Origin of the sequence: Microcoleus asticus IPMA8 (genome assembly GCF_013179805.1) — a bacterium.
Taxonomy (GTDB): Bacteria; Cyanobacteriota; Cyanobacteriia; order Cyanobacteriales; family Microcoleaceae; genus Microcoleus; species Microcoleus asticus.
On sequence record NZ_SRRZ01000048.1, the window covers coordinates 1 to 17,940 of the forward strand.

17 protein-coding genes are annotated in these 17,940 nt (G+C 46.7%); 6 read left to right on the forward strand and 11 right to left on the reverse strand.

Going from position 1 to position 17,940, the window contains the following annotated elements; all coding sequences use genetic code 11:
• Window positions 1-53 precede the first annotated feature (53 nt).
• From E5S67_RS14370 to E5S67_RS14380, 3 genes are all read left to right on the forward strand, one after another.
• Window positions 54-533: a hypothetical protein gene (locus E5S67_RS14370; RefSeq protein WP_246276790.1), complete on the forward strand. Its 480-nt coding sequence runs from the start codon at window positions 54-56 to the stop codon at window positions 531-533.
• A gap of 2 nt (window positions 534-535) precedes the next feature.
• A complete protein-coding gene (locus E5S67_RS14375) occupies window positions 536-1,177 on the forward strand; it encodes a hypothetical protein (protein WP_172188275.1) in 642 nt (213 codons plus the stop codon).
• Window positions 1,178-1,373: 196 nt separating this feature from the next.
• A complete protein-coding gene (locus E5S67_RS14380; RefSeq protein ID WP_172188276.1) occupies window positions 1,374-2,573 on the forward strand; it encodes a glycosyltransferase in 1,200 nt (399 codons plus the stop codon).
• Window positions 2,574-2,730: 157 nt separating this feature from the next.
• Here E5S67_RS14380 and E5S67_RS14385 read toward each other — a convergent pair whose 3' ends face one another.
• From E5S67_RS14385 to E5S67_RS14400, 4 genes are all read right to left on the reverse strand, one after another.
• Window positions 2,731-3,639: an AAA family ATPase gene (locus tag E5S67_RS14385; protein WP_172188278.1), complete on the reverse strand. Its 909-nt coding sequence runs from the start codon at window positions 3,637-3,639 to the stop codon at window positions 2,731-2,733.
• 163 nt (window positions 3,640-3,802) lie between these two features.
• Window positions 3,803-5,020, reverse strand: coding sequence for a bifunctional riboflavin kinase/FAD synthetase (locus E5S67_RS14390; protein WP_172188280.1), 1,218 nt, complete (start codon window positions 5,018-5,020; stop codon window positions 3,803-3,805).
• Between the two features lie 235 nt (window positions 5,021-5,255).
• The gene (locus tag E5S67_RS14395) at window positions 5,256-6,164 is read right to left on the reverse strand and encodes an MBL fold metallo-hydrolase (protein ID WP_172188340.1); all 909 of its coding nucleotides are present in this window, start codon (window positions 6,162-6,164) and stop codon (window positions 5,256-5,258) included.
• 743 nt (window positions 6,165-6,907) lie between these two features.
• Window positions 6,908-7,168, reverse strand: coding sequence for a hypothetical protein (locus E5S67_RS14400; RefSeq protein ID WP_172188282.1), 261 nt, complete (start codon window positions 7,166-7,168; stop codon window positions 6,908-6,910).
• A 394-nt stretch (window positions 7,169-7,562) separates the two neighbouring features.
• Between E5S67_RS14400 and E5S67_RS14405 the strand changes: the two genes are divergently transcribed.
• Window positions 7,563-8,495, forward strand: a complete 933-nt coding sequence (locus E5S67_RS14405; protein ID WP_172188284.1) for a hypothetical protein — start codon at window positions 7,563-7,565, stop codon at window positions 8,493-8,495.
• Here the strand turns inward: E5S67_RS14405 and E5S67_RS14410 are convergent.
• Window positions 8,463-9,080: a hypothetical protein gene (locus tag E5S67_RS14410; protein ID WP_172188286.1), complete on the reverse strand. Its 618-nt coding sequence runs from the start codon at window positions 9,078-9,080 to the stop codon at window positions 8,463-8,465. The genes E5S67_RS14405 and E5S67_RS14410 overlap by 33 nt on opposite strands.
• Before the next feature lie 529 nt (window positions 9,081-9,609).
• Between E5S67_RS14410 and E5S67_RS14415 the strand changes: the two genes are divergently transcribed.
• Complete coding sequence (locus E5S67_RS14415; RefSeq protein WP_172188288.1) at window positions 9,610-10,515, forward strand: alpha/beta fold hydrolase; 906 nt, start codon at window positions 9,610-9,612, stop codon at window positions 10,513-10,515.
• A gap of 482 nt (window positions 10,516-10,997) precedes the next feature.
• On the opposite strand, the gene E5S67_RS14420 is transcribed toward E5S67_RS14415, so the two are convergent.
• Window positions 10,998-11,522, reverse strand: coding sequence for a DUF4330 domain-containing protein (locus E5S67_RS14420; protein WP_172188290.1), 525 nt, complete (start codon window positions 11,520-11,522; stop codon window positions 10,998-11,000).
• A gap of 379 nt (window positions 11,523-11,901) precedes the next feature.
• On the opposite strand from E5S67_RS14420, the gene E5S67_RS14425 reads away from it, so the two are divergent.
• On the forward strand, window positions 11,902-12,753 hold the full coding sequence (locus E5S67_RS14425; protein ID WP_172188342.1) for a M48 family metallopeptidase: 852 nt from the start codon (window positions 11,902-11,904) through the stop codon (window positions 12,751-12,753).
• 183 nt (window positions 12,754-12,936) lie between these two features.
• On the opposite strand, the gene E5S67_RS14430 is transcribed toward E5S67_RS14425, so the two are convergent.
• From E5S67_RS14430 to rfbF, 5 genes are all read right to left on the reverse strand, one after another.
• Window positions 12,937-13,707 carry a metallophosphoesterase family protein gene (locus tag E5S67_RS14430; RefSeq protein WP_172188292.1) on the reverse strand — a complete coding sequence of 257 codons (771 nt, stop codon included), beginning with the start codon at window positions 13,705-13,707 and terminating at the stop codon, window positions 12,937-12,939.
• 329 nt (window positions 13,708-14,036) lie between these two features.
• Window positions 14,037-14,783 carry a DUF1995 family protein gene (locus tag E5S67_RS14435; protein ID WP_172188294.1) on the reverse strand — a complete coding sequence of 249 codons (747 nt, stop codon included), beginning with the start codon at window positions 14,781-14,783 and terminating at the stop codon, window positions 14,037-14,039.
• Between the two features lie 47 nt (window positions 14,784-14,830).
• Window positions 14,831-15,562 carry a cyclase family protein gene (locus tag E5S67_RS14440; protein WP_172188296.1) on the reverse strand — a complete coding sequence of 244 codons (732 nt, stop codon included), beginning with the start codon at window positions 15,560-15,562 and terminating at the stop codon, window positions 14,831-14,833.
• Between the two features lie 77 nt (window positions 15,563-15,639).
• Entirely contained in the window at window positions 15,640-16,704 is a 1,065-nt protein-coding gene (locus E5S67_RS14445) for an acyl-CoA dehydrogenase family protein (protein ID WP_172188298.1), read from the reverse strand.
• A gap of 199 nt (window positions 16,705-16,903) precedes the next feature.
• Entirely contained in the window at window positions 16,904-17,680 is a 777-nt protein-coding gene (gene rfbF, locus E5S67_RS14450) for a glucose-1-phosphate cytidylyltransferase (RefSeq protein ID WP_172188300.1), read from the reverse strand.
• Window positions 17,681-17,940: the final 260 nt, after the last annotated feature.

Sequence of the window (17,940 nt, forward strand, 5' to 3'; positions counted from 1 at the left end):
TTGCAGTTGTAAGTTATTCATTTTTTATTGTCACAATCAAGTATTGCATATAATTGTATCATAGTCTTGATAATGATTTAGGATTGCTATATCACACAATTCGGGCTATCGACAAAGGTCAAGATCGAGGAATTACCGTTCAGCAAGCGGCTAAAGAGTATACTTTCAAAACACAGATACAATTCAAAAACTTAACAGCAGCAGAGTTAGGAACGCTTTTGATTGTGTTGGGCCAAGATCCAAAGTATCCGATCGCCCTCAAGGTAGGCGGCGGGAAGCCGATCGGCATGGGAACAATGACTGTGGAAGTCACAGCGGCAAGGGTGTTGCAGAACAAGGGAGATTTGCGCGATCGCTATTCCTCCTACAATCCTCCTGAATCTGACAGCATGACTGGCACAAAATTGCAACAATTTATGCAAAAAAATATTCAAGCTGCTCATTCTAGCTTAGTGCAAGCAACTCAATTGCAACAACTAGCTGAAGTGTTGAAATATCCGACCGAACGCGAACCTCCAACAGGAATGTATTAAAGATGTCTAATACTGAATTAGTGACCGAATCTTTGACAGAAAACCAGTGGGGAATTGCCCACGCGATCGCTCAAACTTTAGTTAAAGAACAAACCGATGTAAATGAATTGGGAAAGGCGATCGCCTATCTCCGCAATGCAGTTAATCAAAATCAAGCTGATGCCAATTCCAGGTTTTTCAAGTATCTTAAAACCCTAGTCGGTAATGGCAGACAAATCGGACACAGTAGCAAAACCACAGATTATTACCGCAGCATCGACAAAGCTTGTAGCGATTGTCTCAAAGGATTTCAAGGGGATGCTAGCACTTTGCTGCAAATTTTAGGTTGGGCATCTCGTTTGATGCGTTACTACAAAGAAGCGGGGCCTATTGGAGAAGTTGTCACCCCAGTTGTAGAGTCAGCGAGACAAGTTGAAATTGCTAAGGCGATCGGCAGTCATGAGTTTGCAATCGGTCAAATTGTCGAAGCCAAAGTTACTGCTGTAAAAGGAAACAAGGTGACATATGAAATTCTGGGAACTATCAGGCTAACTGAAAAAAAACCGAAAAAAGCACAATCCCTTTCTGAAAAACAAATGGTTAAGGTTGAAATTTTAGACCTTAAGGAAGATAGCAGCATCAGAAAAGTAAAATTATCTGAATAACAAAACTGCCGAGATGGAGCGTGTTCAAAGTGTAATATAAAGAATAAATATCACAGTTTAAACTGTTAATCCTCTTGTACAGATTTATCAAGAGTGAGCAAATATACAGTCTCTAATCTAAAAGCGAATGACTTGACTTTTATCAATTCGAGGCTAAAATTATCTTAAGTTTTACCATAAAATTTTCTCCCCGTTCATGAACATCGCTTATTTAGTCAACCAATATCCCAAAGTCAGCCACAGCTTTGTCCGCAGAGAAGTGCTAGCCGTTGAAAATTGCGGCATGAAAGTCGCACGTTTTTCGATCCGATCCTGCGAGTCAGAACTCGTTGATGGGGCCGACAAACTAGAGCAAGAATTGACTAAAGTAATTTTAGGAGTTGGTGTAAAGGGGTTAGCGTCGGCTTTGCTGCGCGTTGCCGCAACTAGACCGATTCGATTCATCGAAGCTGTGCGGTTAATGTTCAAAGTTGGCTGGCACTCGGAACGGGGGATTTTGCTGCATCTAGCTTATTTAGCAGAAGCTTGCATTCTTTTAAATTGGTTTGCAGAATCGGGTACAGCACACGTTCACGCTCACTTCGGGACAAATTCGACAACAGTCGCTATGCTGTGCCGCGTGCTTGGCGGCCCGACTTACAGTTTCACCGTTCACGGCCCTGAAGAATTTGATAAAGCCACACTTCTTTCCTTAGACGAAAAAATTAAACGATCGACCTTTGTAGCAGCGGTTAGTTCCTTCGGTAAAAGTCAGCTTTTTCGGTGGTGCGATCGCACTTTTTGGTCAAAAATTCACGTTATACACTGCGGCGTAGATGCTGCATTTTTAGCTGCACCCTACGTCCCCATACCCGCAGCACCCCGCTTAGCTTGCATTGGCCGGCTCAGCGAACAAAAAGGGCATTTGTTATTGCTAGAAGCTGCTAACTTGCTAGCAGTTCAAGGCTTAGAGTTTAAGTTGGTACTCGTAGGAGACGGGCCGCTGCGATCGGATATTGAACAGCAGATTCTGCAACTCGGCCTGCAAAATCATATAGAAATTACCGGCTGGGCCAGTGGCGATCGAGTTCAGCAAGAAATTTTAGCTTCGCGGGCAATGGTATTGCCGAGTTTTGCTGAAGGTTTGCCCGTCGTAATTATGGAAGCCCTCGCTCTCAATCGGCCCGTAATTAGCACTTATGTTGCTGGCATCCCGGAGCTCGTAGAACCCGGTGTTTGCGGTTGGTTAGTTCCTCCCGGTTCCGCAGAAGCATTAGCGGTAGCGATGCGCGCGGTATTGGAAGCACCTGTAGAAAAACTAGAACAAATGGGGAAAACAGGAGCACAACGGGTTGCTCAACAACACAATGTTGATTTAGAGGCAAAGAAATTAGTGGCGCTGTTTGAGAGTGCTTGAGAATGGTGCAAAACCTATTGATTAACTGACATTTTGCACCATTATTAATAAGTCTTTCAAGGGCGGGATATTCTGCCCACCCCACAGGAAAATTAATTGTTTGTGGAACAGGCATCTTGCCTGTTCCTTTAATTAAAGCAACCTACTTACAAACTTTTTAAGGAATAGGAACAGACCGCAACAACTTGTCAACAATCGCCTTAGCCCTCCTTCCCCCCGCCGGAATCAATCGGTGAGACAGTACGTGCGGTGCCAAATATTTCACATCATCAGGAGTCCCATAATCCCGGCCCTCCATAAACGCCAAAGCCTGGGACGCCCGGTGCAAAGCCACCGCACCCCGGGGACTCACCCCCAGAGTAATCTCCTCATCTTCCCGGGTCGATCGCACCAAATCTACAATATACTGTTTCAAAGAGCCTTCCACCTTCACAGCAGCGCACAAACGGCGCAATTCCTGCACTTCTTCCAAAGAAATACAAGGCTGCAAATCTTCAACAGCAAAACTATCAGAAAGCCGTTCCAACATTTGCAACTCTTCTAACGCAGCGGGATAGCCCAAAGTCAAAGACAAAGTAAACCGATCCATTTGCGCTTCCGGCAGCGGAAAAGTGCCTTGATATTCGATCGGGTTCTGAGTCGCAATCACAAAAAACGGCGCGGGAACATTCCGAGAAACTCCATCTACCGTCACCTGCTTTTCTTCCATCACCTCCAGCAAAGCTGACTGAGTTCGCGGCGTCGCCCGATTGATTTCATCGGCAAGCAAAACATTAGCAAAAACTGGCCCGGGCAAAAACTCAAACTCTCCGCTGCGCGGATTCCAAATATTAGTACCGGTGATATCCGTCGGTAACAAATCGGGAGTGCACTGAATCCGCTGAAATTTCCCATCGATCGATCGCGCCAAAGACTTCGCCAGCAGAGTTTTTCCCACACCCGGCACATCTTCCAGCAGCGCGTGCCCACCCGAAAGCACGGCTACCAGCACCAAGCGAATAGCATCAGCTTTGCCAACAATAGTCTTGCCTAGATTTTGTTTGAGCCGCTCAATATGTTGTCTCATATCCCTGATTGCTAATTGCTAATTGCTAATTGTTGATCGAACATCAAATTGCTCAAATCTTAAGTCTTTGCCTTGCGGACTTCCGATTTGTCCAACTAGAATTTAGTCTGACTCATCTTGCACCATTTTTAAAACCGATCGCCCGTTCTAGATCACATAATTATTAGACTTTAGCAGTTAAGAGGCTTCTAGCAATATCGCAATCTGCCTGAATTTGAGTTTTGAGAGCATCCAGAGAAGCGAATTTTTGTTCGGGCCGCAAAAACTCTACCAAACTCGCGCTCAAGGTTTTACCGTACAAATCCCCAGACCAATCTAACAGGTGAACTTCCACAGTGGGTTGCAGACCGTCTACAGTCGGGCGGCAACCAACATTCATCACCCCATTGACAAAAGATAAATTTGATGCATGGTCGGGAATTAGAGATTTGGGATTTTCCCGCTGATAGGAAGAACTTTCCCCTTTCATCTTTTCCCATCCATGCTTCAGCGAGACCCGCACCGCGTACACGCCAAAACGCGGCAAAAATTTTTCCGGCGGCAGTTCGAGATTAGCCGTAGGAAATCCGATCGTCCTGCCCAGCCGCTGTCCGCCAACCACAGTCCCGACTAAACTGTAAGGTCGCCCCAGCAACTGATTCGCTCTTGTGAGGTCGCCGGATGCCAGACCTTCGCGGATTGCAGAACTGCTGATCCGATCGCCCTCACCGCAATTGTGCAGGGGTACAAGAGCAACATCAATACCGTAACCCGAGGCGATCGACTGCAAACCCACAGCCGTCCCAGCGCGTCCCCGTCCAAACCGAAAATCAACCCCCACACTAATTCGACTCGCTTTTAGTTGTCGCACCAGAATTTCCTCGACAAACTCACAAGCAGTCAAAGCAGCCAATTCTCGATCGAACGGCAGCAGCACAAGTTGCTCAACGCCCATTGCTGCGAGCAATTCTACCTTTTCTGCCAGAGGCGTCAGCAGTTTTTTCGGTTGACCCGTAAAAAATTCTTGCGGGTGGGGATCGAAGGTCACCACAGTGCTGTAAAGTCGATCGACCCCATCATCATCGCGACCAGAGAGGCTGTTGCCCTCTGCCCTGGGGCCTATCAAACCCTCGAAATTATGGTGCTTGTCGGCTCGATCGAGCGGTGCTGCTGAGTCATTCTCGCAGGTCGCCGGAGGTTCGCTGTCCAAATTTTTATCTCTGCCAGCGTTTGAGCGCCAGTTTTGCCCCGTCTCAGAAACCGTCGCAGAATTTTGCCCAGCAGATCGATTTAAAATTATTGGCTGCACGACTTGTCGATGCCCTAGGTGCAAACCGTCAAAGTTTCCCAAGGCAACAGAAGTTGGAGTCAGAACAGCCGTACAAGAAGAAGTTACCCACACGCTTAATATTTTGACATACTTAGCCAGATTGCGATCGCCAGTCGATTTTAGATTTTAGATTTTAGATTTTAGATTGACTCCACAGATGCAATCTGGGAGATTGAACTTTGGTCTCAACTTTTTGGTTTTCCACAACAGCAGTCGGAGGCTTGTATGCGTCTTTGAGGTCAGCCATAACTTAAATTTGAGATTTCCGACCTCAAGATTTCAGAACCATCTGGCAATCTCAAATCCATCAGACAGGCACTTTAGGCGCTTGCACCGACTCTTCAGACAAATCGCGATCCGGAGGCAGCAACTGTAACGACAAACCTTCCCGCGCCATCAAACTGTTGGGGAACCTTTGAGCCACTTGTTCTCCCACCCTGTCTAAAAACTCGTCATTGTGCAGCGGGTCGTGGTGAAAAATCACCAACTTTTTGACATTAGCAGCCTTTGCCACCTTCACCGCTTCCTGCCAAGTCGAATGTCCCCAGCCGACCTTGCTGCTCTTCTCCGAATAATACTCCTCATCGGTATAAGTAGCGTCGTAGATCAGCACCTCAGCATCGCGGGCCAAATACACCACATTTTCGTCCAAACGGTCGGGCAAATGTTCGGTATCAGTCACGTAAGCAGCCGAATACCCCCGCCAGTTTACGCGGTAGCCTACAGCTTCCCCGGGATGGTTCAACAAAGCAGTTTCCACCTTAATATCTCCGATTTCCAGCGGTTGGCCCACTTCTATATCGTTAAATTTCAGGTCTGCCCCCATAATTTGCAGGGGCACCGGAAAATTCGGGTGGAGCATTTGGTCGTGGAGCCGCTGCTGGATAGTAGCGTTATTAGGAGAAGGAGCAACTGCCCCATAGATATGAAAACAATTGCCCTTAATAAAAGCTGGGACAAAAAATGGGAATCCTTGAATGTGATCCCAGTGAGAGTGAGTAAAAAACATATGAGCTTCTACGGGCATCTGGGACAGGAGAGTTTGTCCCAAAACCCGCAATCCTGTACCGCCATCGAAAATTAGGCGACTTTCACCCACTCGCATTTCTATACAGGGCGTGTTACCCCCGTAACGTACTGTTTCAGCCCCAGGAGAGGCTATGCTACCTCTAACGCCCCAGAAGTGAACCGTGAATTGATTTTGCATACTAGATATGGGTTTTCCTGCAAGATTGTTCCGGCGAGCCATCGGTAAGGTGTTTACATACTGGTAGGGGCTTTACCATCAAACCCAAGCTCTTTGACGGTCGAGAAACGCACTTGTTTGGAAGTGCCAAGAGTCTCGCTTGCCAGAGAATGCAAAACTGTTGGGCTTGACAACTGAGCAAGAAATTACAAGGTAGACTAATCAAGTCTCGATCGTAAGTTTTCTTTTCTTCTCTTCACTAGCCTAACCTCCGCAGACACAGTTTGGGGCAGAAGTTGTGCCTGAGTTTGGTCAAAAGCCGCTGTTTTTCCAGCCTCCGCACTTGCCGAACAGGATCGCGCGGTAGATTGTTGGCGCTGCTGCTTCACGGGTTTGAACCCGGATGATGCCCTTCCTGCTATCTAATCGGGTCGATCGACCATAATATCCAGACGCCGGGGCGGGTTGACGCCGATATCTGGCTGATATTGCCGATCGGGCGTGACGGGACGGCCCCTAAAATAATTACGGTTAATTTACCGGACTTGATATGCTCCCGCCACCGAACCCCTACCTATGAGGATCGGGGACTCCTTTTAACAAGAAGCCGATTTAATTAACTCAACTCCCATTAATTCCAAAATCTTAGCAGTTTAGGAATGCTCCTGCTATTAATTATCAAACAATACTGTCTGGATTCTCTGCCTGCCCGGAGACTGCTGTCCGTCCAGCTAACCCTCAGTCGATTTTTAATTTTAGACTTCGGCGAGCGCTCAGCCGAGTCGAGCCGTCGAGTCGCGATCAGTCGAACGATTTGAGATTTGAGATTTACTCCACAGATGAATCTGAGAACTTGAACGAGAGTCTAAAATTTTTGCTTCTGCACCGCGAGTGTCGGAAACTTGTATCCGTTTTTGGGCGGGGTCAAGCTGTGAACCGAGCATCATTTGACAGCCGGGGACAGCGATCGTTCGGGGCTGCGGGCAAAAACCTAAATTTTCCTCGCGCATTTCTCGGCGGACGAATTCAATCACCCAAAATAGCCCTATTTTCTGAAATTAAAAATTTTTCGGTTTTTTGCCCTCAGCCCAACTCCGATCGCCCTTGGGCCTCAAGAGTGATTCAGAAAGATTATTCGTTGTTGAACTGTTGTGCTTTTCTCAACAATCTGCAATTACTCTATCTTTGGTAATGATTTATCGGAATTCTACCAAGTTGCCGCACTCACCACGAGTTTAAATTTCTGGTATTATAGAGTCTAAGACTCTTGGTTTCCGAGAATCTAAATCAGTGGTAAAAAAGCCTGGATCGTACCATTTTAGATTTTAGATCGGTAAAGACTGATTATGGAATGGTTTGAAACAGGCTGACAGTTGCAGAGTTTATTGAAACAGATATAAGTTTAAGTTATTTGTCAAAAAAGTCAGTATGGATCAAGTTAAAAAAACTACAACCAAGCTGAATCGATCGCCAGTGAAAGTGTCCGATCGCACTTTGGAACTCGATCGGCTCCCGTCGAGAGAGCTGTCCTTAGAAATGACTGAAGCCCGAGCTTTGAGGGAATTTAGTTCGGACGATCGCCCGCCGGGAACCCCAGTAGCGACAGGCCAGACTGCGGCAACAAAGCGCCGGAGGGTAGATGGCAAAACTTCCCGGAATCGCTCGCCTGTGGTTTCTACTACCTTTCTCAAGTGGCTGCTAGAGGGTTTGACTCGATCGAAAGGTTGGCTGGCAGTTGTCACCCTGGCAGCAGTTTGGGGGTGGTGGAACAGTCAGTTACTGTTTTCCACGGGCCTGGGGATAGCAGCGATGATGGTTGTTTACCGAGGGCAGGCGTGGGACTGGCAATTGCTGCGATCGAAAGCCGAGCAATTTTGGGAGGGCCCGAACCGCCGATTTGTTTTAGCCGTGGGCACCGGCGGGATTGCAACCTTAGGCGCTTACATGAGTTTGGCGATTTGGGCGGACTCCGAGAGCCACTGGATGGCTTTGAGCCTGATTTTGCAGAACTTGGGCACGATCGCGATTGCAGGGCTGTTGCTGCGGCAAGCGCTGAGTCTGGGCGCCTCAAAAGATGAAGTGGCGCTCGATCGCATCCTGGCAGATTTGACCGATCCTGACCCCGTGAAGCGTTTGATTGCAGTGCGACAAATGACCGATTTGGTGAATAAGGGTGGGTTTGGCCCTGGGAGCTCTGTCAAAAGTTCGATCGCCCGTTCCCGCGCTGCCGAGTGCTTTCGCCTGATGCTGAGTCGGGAACCAGAAGCTTTAGTCCGCAATGCCCTTCTCGAAGGTTTGCAGACTTGGGACGCTACTTATGGCTTTGCTCTAAAATCCAAAAATCAAGTCATCGACTACTAGTTGACCGTCAAAAGCGTAAAAAGTAATTCGATGAATATTCGGAGCTTTTACGCGCAGGGGAGCGCTAGGAGCGATCGGAGAATTAGACCCGGCCAGATTGGGCGCCGGCATTTCATCCTGAACAATTGGGTTGCCTTCGATGTCGCAAGCAGATAAAACAGTTCGCCGCGAACTGGTAACAAGTCCTGACACCCAGCGAACTGGATGCTTAAAAGTTACTTCTATCAGTCCGCTTTTTGGGGCTCCCATTAACACTGTTGTCCCAGAACCAGTGAAAAATGCTGGGTTTGAAGGTTGGATGGCGACGGCATTGGTAAAAGTAACCCCCCAATGTGCAAACTGGTGCTCTACTACTTCAAAGCATTTCAAATCTTCTAAAGCTAGGCGGACGATCGCCGGTACAGTGGTGGCGCGCGATCGCACCTCTGACCCTGCGCCTGAGCGTTCTGGAGTGGCGACTACAGACTTTTTGCCGTTTAAATCCATGCTTCGATAGGCTGTATCAAATTCTGCAAACCCGTCAGATTGAAGACTTTTCGCATCAACCATAAAACCCTCGCGATCCCGTTTCCTGAGCAGTTGCATTTTTTGTAGACCTCCCTGAGATTAGTTGTTTCTTCTGTTTTGGAAGTGATAACGGCGAGGCCCGTGATTGCTAAACCTGCAATTAGGAATCGAAACCCGATCGCCCCCCTCCAACAAAGACTTTCGACCTCAAAAGCCACTGCTCCGCAAAATATCGTGATTAATTATTCGTGATTGGCGAGCGTCGGCTAACCTTCCGCCTGCCTGAAAGCCAGTTCTAATACTCCTGCTTTCCGAGCGCCTGCTTTCCGGGTTGGCGAACAGACTCTATTGCCTTGAGGGGTCTTACCCATCATTTTGCTATTATCTCCGATCGGCGGTAGTTTGCAAGGGTGAGGATAACTACACCGCCGAATTGCCCAAATCGCAAAACTTACTTGCTGTCTGTAGTTTCACGCTTCACCTGTACTAAAATAGATTTAAATCATTACTCAATCTTTACAAAAACGCCACCAGCTTTGCCATTTTTTCAAACAAAGACGGGGCGGCGGACAAAAATCTAAAATATAACAGTGATAGAGGTTTATTTATGCTTGTACCCCTCGGCTTCGGTCAGCGATCGATAGTTACTTCTCTCGGCAGAATGGTTTACTACACGGCTGAAAAAATGCCTTGGATCGGGTTGCCGACCTCAACTTCGGAAAATAAACCGAATTTAGTATTTTTTCACGGTTTTGGGGGCGGGTCGAGTGCCTACGAATGGTCGAAAGTTTATCCGGCTTTTGCGGCCGAATATCGAGTTTTAGCACCTGATTTAATCGGTTGGGGGCGATCGGAACATCCGGCGAGAAATTATCAAGTTGAAGATTATATCACAACTTTGATCGAATTTATCGAAAAAACTTGTGACAGTCCGACAGATGCGATCGCTTCTTCCCTGACGGGGGCGATCGCGATTCGAGCTGCGATCGCGCGGCCGGATCTTTTCAAATCCCTAATTTTGACGATACCCAGCGGTTTGTCGGACTTCGGACAAGATTACGGCAGCAGTTTCTTCGCTAAGCTAGTCAACACACCAATTTTAGACAAATTGCTCTACAGTACGGGAATCGCCACAGACGGCGGCATCCGCAGCTTCCTAGAACAGCGCCAATTTTCCGATTCCCGTCGCGTTTACCAAGAAATTGTAGACGCTTACCTCGAATCTGCTTTGGAACCAAATGCAGAATATGCCGCCCTGTCTTTTGTGCGGGGAGATTTGTGCTTTGATTTGTCGCTGTACATCACTCAGCTAACAACACCGACAGCGATTATTTGGGGAGAAAAATCGCAGTTTACCGGACCCGAGATCGGCCAGCGGTTAGCCAACCTCAACCCCGAAGCAATCAAAGTTTTTCAATCTCTGGAAAACGTAGGTTTGACTCCGCAGTTAGAAATTCCCGCTGTGACTATTGGCTTAATTCGGCAATATTTAAAATTGCTTTCGGAAGGCTGAAGAAGTTCGGCAACGGATTATGTAACGGATTTAAAGGATGCAGGTTCGGCAACGAGAAATGTACGGGATTTAACGGATGGAGGTTCGACGTTCGAGGCAAGAAGGAAGAAGTCAGAGGGAAGAAGGAAGATTAATTCCCAATTCCCAATCGCCAATCCCTAATTCCCAATTCTCCCGCCCAAAAACAGGCACAAGCCCCCGACGCTATTGAGGGTTTATCCCAAAATTTTAGACCAAAGTTTGAGATCCCAGATTCATCTGTGAAGTAAATCTAAAATCTAAAATCGACTGAGGGTCTATCCCAAAATTTTAGACCGAAGTTTGAGATCCCAGATTCATCTGTGAAGTAAATCTAAAATCTAAAATCTAAAATCTAAAATCGACTGAGGGTTTATCCCAAAATTTTAGACCAAAGTTTGAGATCCCAGATTCATCTGTGAAGTAAATCTAAAATCTAAAATCTAAAATCTAAAATCGACTGACTATTCTTTGACTCGCACGTCGATGACGCTGGCGTTGAAAATGTACTTGTTGCCTTCAAGCTCTAGCGTAGTGCCAATTTTGACTTTCGTATTACCTAAAACCGGGCCATTTTCAGTAAGTTGACCTTTTCCCTCTAAGGTAAACATCATATTTTTGCTGAAGGCTTCTTCTTCTCTGGGATCGGGGAGAGCTTTCAGAGTGCCGTTGGGCTGAGGAACTGCGAGGGTTCTGGTGAGAGTTTTGACAGATTTGATGGTAATCTGACCGGAGGGTTGATTGCGGATCACCACATTGATTTTATCGCCTGCTTTGAACAAATCTTGAACGTTTGTCCCTTTGAGACCGATCGCAATTGCATCAATCTCTACAGGTTTGACACTGGTGCCGACTTGGGCGACGGAACCGCCAGAAGTGCCGGGAAAGAAGAAGATTCCGACTGCAACGAGCAGTACGATCAGAGCGGCACCTACGTCTAGGATGCTGAGTTTGCCGAACAGTCGGCCTTGAGAATCCAAAATTTTCATAAATCGCTTAATTAACTGATAGCGACAGGAGTATGTTTACAAGCTCAGGACTTACCCAGACATCGATGAAAAACAGATGCTGTGATTGCTTGGCTATGGCTCGCAATGACATACGTTATTGATGCGTAAGTCCTGAAGCTAAAAGATATTACCACAACGATCGCCCAAAATCCGCATGACTTGGGCACTTAAAGCAGAAGGCAAAAGGCAGTTGAGGGCGGTTGGTTGGGCAGTGGTCGATCGCCCGGAGGCTGGCGGCGCAGTTAAAAATTTGCAAAAAGCTAGAATAGCAACTAAGCAGCGTCAAATTGCGTCTGCCTATTTAGTGACTTTTCGAGTTTTTCCTAAAATTTTACGTAACTTCTGCCACGTATCAATCATGTTAAAAAGTTTTTGGTTGACTTGCCGGCGTACCTGCGGCCGGGGGATTTATCTGTTACTGTCGCTGATTGTGGCTGCGGGTATCTGGGTGATTTCCCCGGAACAGACTCAAGCATTTTCTTTGCCTGAACTGATTTTTCGGGGCATTCAAGTTATCCAATTGTCGAATATGTCCGATAGCCAAGAGGTGACTATTGGCCGACAAATTAATCAGCAGTTGGCGAACAGCGAGTTTAATATTGACCGCGATCGCGCCACTACACTATATATCAACCGCATCGGTCAGCGACTCGCCGAGGAAAGCACTCGCCCGAATATTCCTTATACTTTTCAAGTGATTGATGACGACAATATTAATGCTTTTGCAACAATGGGCGGTTTTGTTTATGTGAATAAAGGTTTGATGGCGGCGGCGGACAATGAGGCCGAATTGGCAAGTGTGATCGCCCACGAAATCGCTCACATTAGTGCTCGCCACGCAATTCAACAAATGCGTCAAATGGCGATCGCTTCTGGTGTAGCTTCGGCGACTGGGCTCGATCGATCTCAGGCGGTTCAGATTGGGGTGGAGTTGGCTTTGCGGCGCCCCCACAGCCGCCAAGCTGAGTATGAAGCCGATCAGTTGGGATTGCAAACTATGGGGCGAGCGGGCTACGCTCAATCTGGGATGGTTGATTTTATGAAAAAGTTGCTCAACAAGCCTTCTCCTCCTAGCATTTTGAGCACTCACCCGGCTACTGCCGATCGCATTGCTGCTATCTCGCAGGCGATAGACCCGGAGCTCGCTAGCGGTGAAGGTTTGAATAATGAGGATTACAGGTTAGAAATCCGCAGGCTTTTGGGTTCGTAGCAAAAGGTCATACAATTTCCGATTTGAGATTTTAGATTGGGATGACCGATCTTACTCGATCATCTTCGCGTCTTCGCGGTTCGTTAAAACATCAATATAGTTCGTAGGGCGCGTCAGCGATCGGGTCAATTTGGATTTAATCGATCGAACTTAAACTGACGCACCCTACAACTACACATTGATTTAATACTGCTGTTGAACAACAGGATCGATCGCAGGTTCCGGGGGTGCAATCTGCTTCGGCTTCAATTGTCTGACAACTTCGTCAAACGGCAAAATTCGGACTTGATTGTTAAAGACATTTACTTGATAAACTCTGCGGTAGCTGAGGTCAAATCCTGTCAGCCAGCCACTTTTCTGATGATAAGCACCCGTGTCAATATCCAACCACCCTTCGCCCCTGACTAATTCGCCTGGCCTGACACCCTCAAAGGTAAAGGTGATCGTGTGACCGGTGATAATTAATTTATTGGGAAAATAGGGTTTCGACATGGTGTGAAATTCTCTGCGAATCCAACAGAGTTGTTCGATCGACTGCTTGTCAATGGGCAGATGGGGGTCAACGCCGGCGTGAACCAGCCAGATGTCCCCTAAGTCGAGGTGGGTGGGGAGCGATCGCAGCCACTCTAAGTGTTTGTACGGCATCATCCCTGTATCTCTGTAGCTCGCTACTGTCGCATCGCCGCCGCTGTACAGCCAAGATTGCCACGCTCGCATATCCATCGGCACCCCCGACAAAGCCTCCAGCATCAGTTGTTCGTGGTTGCCCAACAGAGTTTGGTAGGGGCTTTGCTGGACAAAATCTAATACCTGAGCGCTTTTGGGGCCGCGATCGATTAAGTCTCCCAAAAAATAGACGCGATCGTCCGAGCCGGGGGCAAGTGCCTCTAGCAGGGTCATTAAGCCGTCGTAATGCCCGTGTACGTCCCCGATAACAATGCGCCGGTGCTCCATTGTGTTTATCCGCTTCCCTGAATCAAAAGCCAAATCTCTAGCTTATAGCATCTGATTTTGCTGCTATTTGCCTCCCCTCTTTTACGGTGGAGGGGTGTCACCCATTATACTGCTTTGTATAAATGTCGTGTAAAGATCGCCAGTATCTGTTTGCGTAGCTAGTGAGAGAAACACAGGCAAGCTGTTAGTTGTGCTTCTGCAACTGCTGTTACTGAGCCAAAGCTTTGAGTTATTGCAGGCTGTAGGGTGCGTCAGCGATTAGCCGATCGATTAAGTCGAAAATAATCCTAGCTGACGCACCCTACAATACGATCGAGCTTTAACTGCTGTCACTGAGTCAAAGCTTTGAGGAATGTCTGGAGCTCTGCCAAAAAACCTTTCTTTTTTACAGGTTTTGCAGGTGTGGTGGAGTCAGGATCGGCGCTTGGGAGATAAGCGGCTAAAATCCGCTCTAAATCGTCTCCCACAGGTTTTTGGGCGGTTTCAGAAATTAGTTCGTATTCGTCGTTTGTTTCCAGCCAGACTTGCCAGGATTGGGGGTAGCAGCGGAATAAAGCCGCAGTGTCTAGGGGTCTGATGTAGTAGCAGGATTCGATTTTGCTGAGGAATCGATCGCGCAGTTGGCGGCCCGCATAGCCTATACCTATGGTGGCAACATCTTCGAGGCGCGGATTGAGTAAAATAACTGGGCGACCGGCCGCAGCTATGTAGAGTTTTTCGACTTGGGCCACTTCTACAGCCGCCGGGTTCACCAGCAGGAACAGTTCGTCTTCCGGTGCTATTTTCTCTTCAACAGCCGTGCGGCTGCTGCCCAAATCAGTGATTTTAAACGGTGTTTCTCCCCAGTCGCGGCGCGCGAGGGCGGCAGCACCGGTGTCGGGAAAAAAGACTTTGACTCCGGGGTAGATTTCCTCAAATTCTGGGAGGAATTGTAGGGTGATAGACTGTGCTTGCAGGGCGATTTCTGGAAATACTAATTCGACTTGCAGTAGAGTTTTGCCGTCCGAGAGGGCGGCGGCGGTTGCAATGCGGGATTGGGCGATCGCCTCGTTGAGATCCTTGGGCAGTTCTGTCATTAATCTTATTATTTTTGCTACACTTTTCTCACTCCTATTTTACCGCATCAAGCAACAAAAGCTAACACCGACACAGGCGAGCCCGAACCTCCCAAAAGGCGCAATATTCCGATAACTAAAGTGATTTCAGCGTTAGGTAAAAAGTCGAGATTAGTCAGATTTTCCAGAACTATTAGCTGCTTTTCCAATACCAGTTTATTAACGGCAAAACTTTCATCTCGCCCGGTATCTACTCCGTGAGTGTCGGTTCCCACTCCGGCGATCGAGCGTTCTTCTAGCAAAAATTGAGTGGCTGCTTTGCCAAATCCGGGAAAGTGGCAAATTCCGCGATCGTCTCGGTTGAAAAATGCTCGCTCGTCATCCCATTTTTCTTGCCAGCCAGTATACAATAAAACTACATTTCCCGGTTCTATAAGTTTGTGCTGCCGTTCCCAAGTCAATATATCATCAATTGTTAAAGTGTAATCGGGATTGGCAAGACTTTGCTCACGGATGTCGATCGCAATTGCAGGGGAAACTAGCGACTGCGGCGCATAACTATCAATGCTCGCGGCTCCTGCATAAAAGCTGTTGGGTGCGTTGATGTGAGTGCCGCTGTGTTCTCCCATTGAGAATTTTCGCAGGAAATAGCCGTGTTTTTCTATTTGAGATACTGTTTCAAATTCTGTCGCCGGATCGCCCGGCCATATGGGACTATTTGGGTGGATTGAATGGCTTAAGTCTACAATTTTGCTGTAGGCGATCGTTTTTAAGTTATTTGACTTAAAGTTGTTTGTCATCAGGTTAAATATATTTATTATTTATTAAACACAGTTGAGTTCTTGACCTTCTGCGCTCTCAATCTAAAATCTAAAATCTAAAATTCGCTTAGTCGATCGAGCGTTGCTGCCATCACATCCTTTGTTTGCCCGGAAACAGTATATACCAAAGCTTCTCGATAAACTCTCCCGGCCGGGTGCACAATACCGTTAGCAGCACCGCTAGAAACTGCAACCGCAGCGTGCCCGCAGCGCACCGCTAAGTCAATGGCTTGAGCTCGCAGCGCTAATTGTTCTGCTTTCGAGCTATGTTGAGATTGTTGGAAATTCTCTTTTAGCCGATCGAGCTTTTGCTCTAGTTTTTGACAAGCCGCCGCTATAAAAGGTGAATTTTTAGCAGCCGCCGCTGCTGCAATTACATCCAATCCCGCTCGAATACAGCCAAAAGTACCCGGAACAGAATTTAGTATATTTTTGCTGTCGTTTTCCGAAATCCACCCGACAGGTTTAACCGAAATTATTTCCGATTCGTGCAGCAACCAATGATCGAGAGTTGCTGTCACAGTATTAGTCGAGTTCATGGCGATTAACTGCATGATGTCGCTGAATGTTATTTTACTATTTTCGCGTTCAATATTAACAAAAGGTAGCAAACCGAAAACAGCGCGCTCGTCAGGAAGTACCGCAGCTACAATAAACTTTTGAAACAATCCAAAACCTGTTACCCAAGGAACTTTTCCTGACAGTAAATAGCCATCTTTTGCGAGAGTGGCGGTGACGGCAGGATGGCCCGATCGCCTCAAATGCGAAAACCCAACACCCAAGCGTAACTCTTTTTGGGCGATCGCCGGCAAGTATCTGCTTTTTAGCATTTCATTGTCGCTGTTGGCAAGCATGGCAGTTGCGCTGTGGTGCTGAGTTTGCAGGAAAGACAAAGCGCCGGAATATCGAGCCGTCAATTCCTGATATTGGTAAAAAATCTCCGGTGCAATTTCAGCCCCGCCCCATTTTTGGGGAACTCGCAATGCTAAGAGCGATCGATCTTCCAATCCAGCAACTGCTGTTTTCAGCGCATCCGAGTCGCTGTCGATAATTTCCGCCTGGGGTGCAACACACTTTTGTAGGTAAATTTCTGTGCTGTTAAGAATATCTTGGCAATCCATTTTATATAATTATTTTATATTAATTTTAACTATTATTTCGGCAACTTTTATTGCTTACCAATAGGTAGATAAACCATTTTTTACGAGTTGTAGGAGTCCTCAGTAAAAATCTACAAATCACCAAACTTATGAGGTTATTTTAGAGTGATTTTATTCAAACTTCTGTGGGGCGGGCAGAATATCCCGCCCCAAAAATAACTCATTTCCAAACTTTCCAAGGAGCCTTCCCTTCATCCCAAAGTTCGTTTAAATACTTGTATTCTCGATAAGTATCCATCGCAAAGAAGAAGCCCTCATGACGGTAAGCCATCAACTGTCCCTCTGCGGCCAAACGCTGCATCGGCTCTTGTTCTAAAATACAATCATCTCCCCCCAAATACTCAAATACCCGGCGGTTAAATATCATATATCCAACACTAATCCAGCCGTCGATTTGAGGTTTCTCAGAAAATTGTACTACCCGGCTATCGCTGTCTACATCCAAAATTCCAAAGCGAGAGATCGGGCGAAATGTAGTGACTGTTGCCAGCTTACCGTGAGACTTGTGAAAATCGACTAAGGCGTCAATATTGACATCAGCTACTCCATCACCGTATGTCACCATGAAATTATCGCGATCGATATATTTTTCTATCCGTTTTACCCGCCCTCCCGTCAGGCTTGCCGCGCCAGTTTCAGCCAGAGTAACATTAAAATCTTGTTCGAGATGTTCCTCGTGATAAGTGATGGTATTTTTGCGGCCTAAGCAGATAGTAAAGTCATTGTTCATGGCTTCATAATTGAGGAAATATTCTTTAATCATGTTGCCGCGATAGCCCAAGCACACAATAAAGTTTTGGAAACCGTAGTGGGCATAGATTTTCATGATGTGCCAAATAATTGGATGCCCCCCCACATCAACTAAGGGTTTGGGACGAAATTCTGTTTCTTCTCTGAGACGAGTACCGAGACCGCCGGCTAGGATAACTACTTGCATTTTTTCACAGTTTTAAAGATGATAAATTAATTTATCATCAATCATTAGTGATTTTTTCAAAGAATTATTAATATTTTCTCATAATCAGTAAAGCTTTGTAAACCACAAAAATCACGAACTCTTATAAATAATCGTAGGGTGTTCGGTGCGCACCGTATATTTGAATGCTGCGCCCAATTTATAACTTACGAATGGTAGATTCTAAAAGAGACAAAAAAAACAGCAATCATTTATACTAAATCTAAGAAAGAGATTCAACA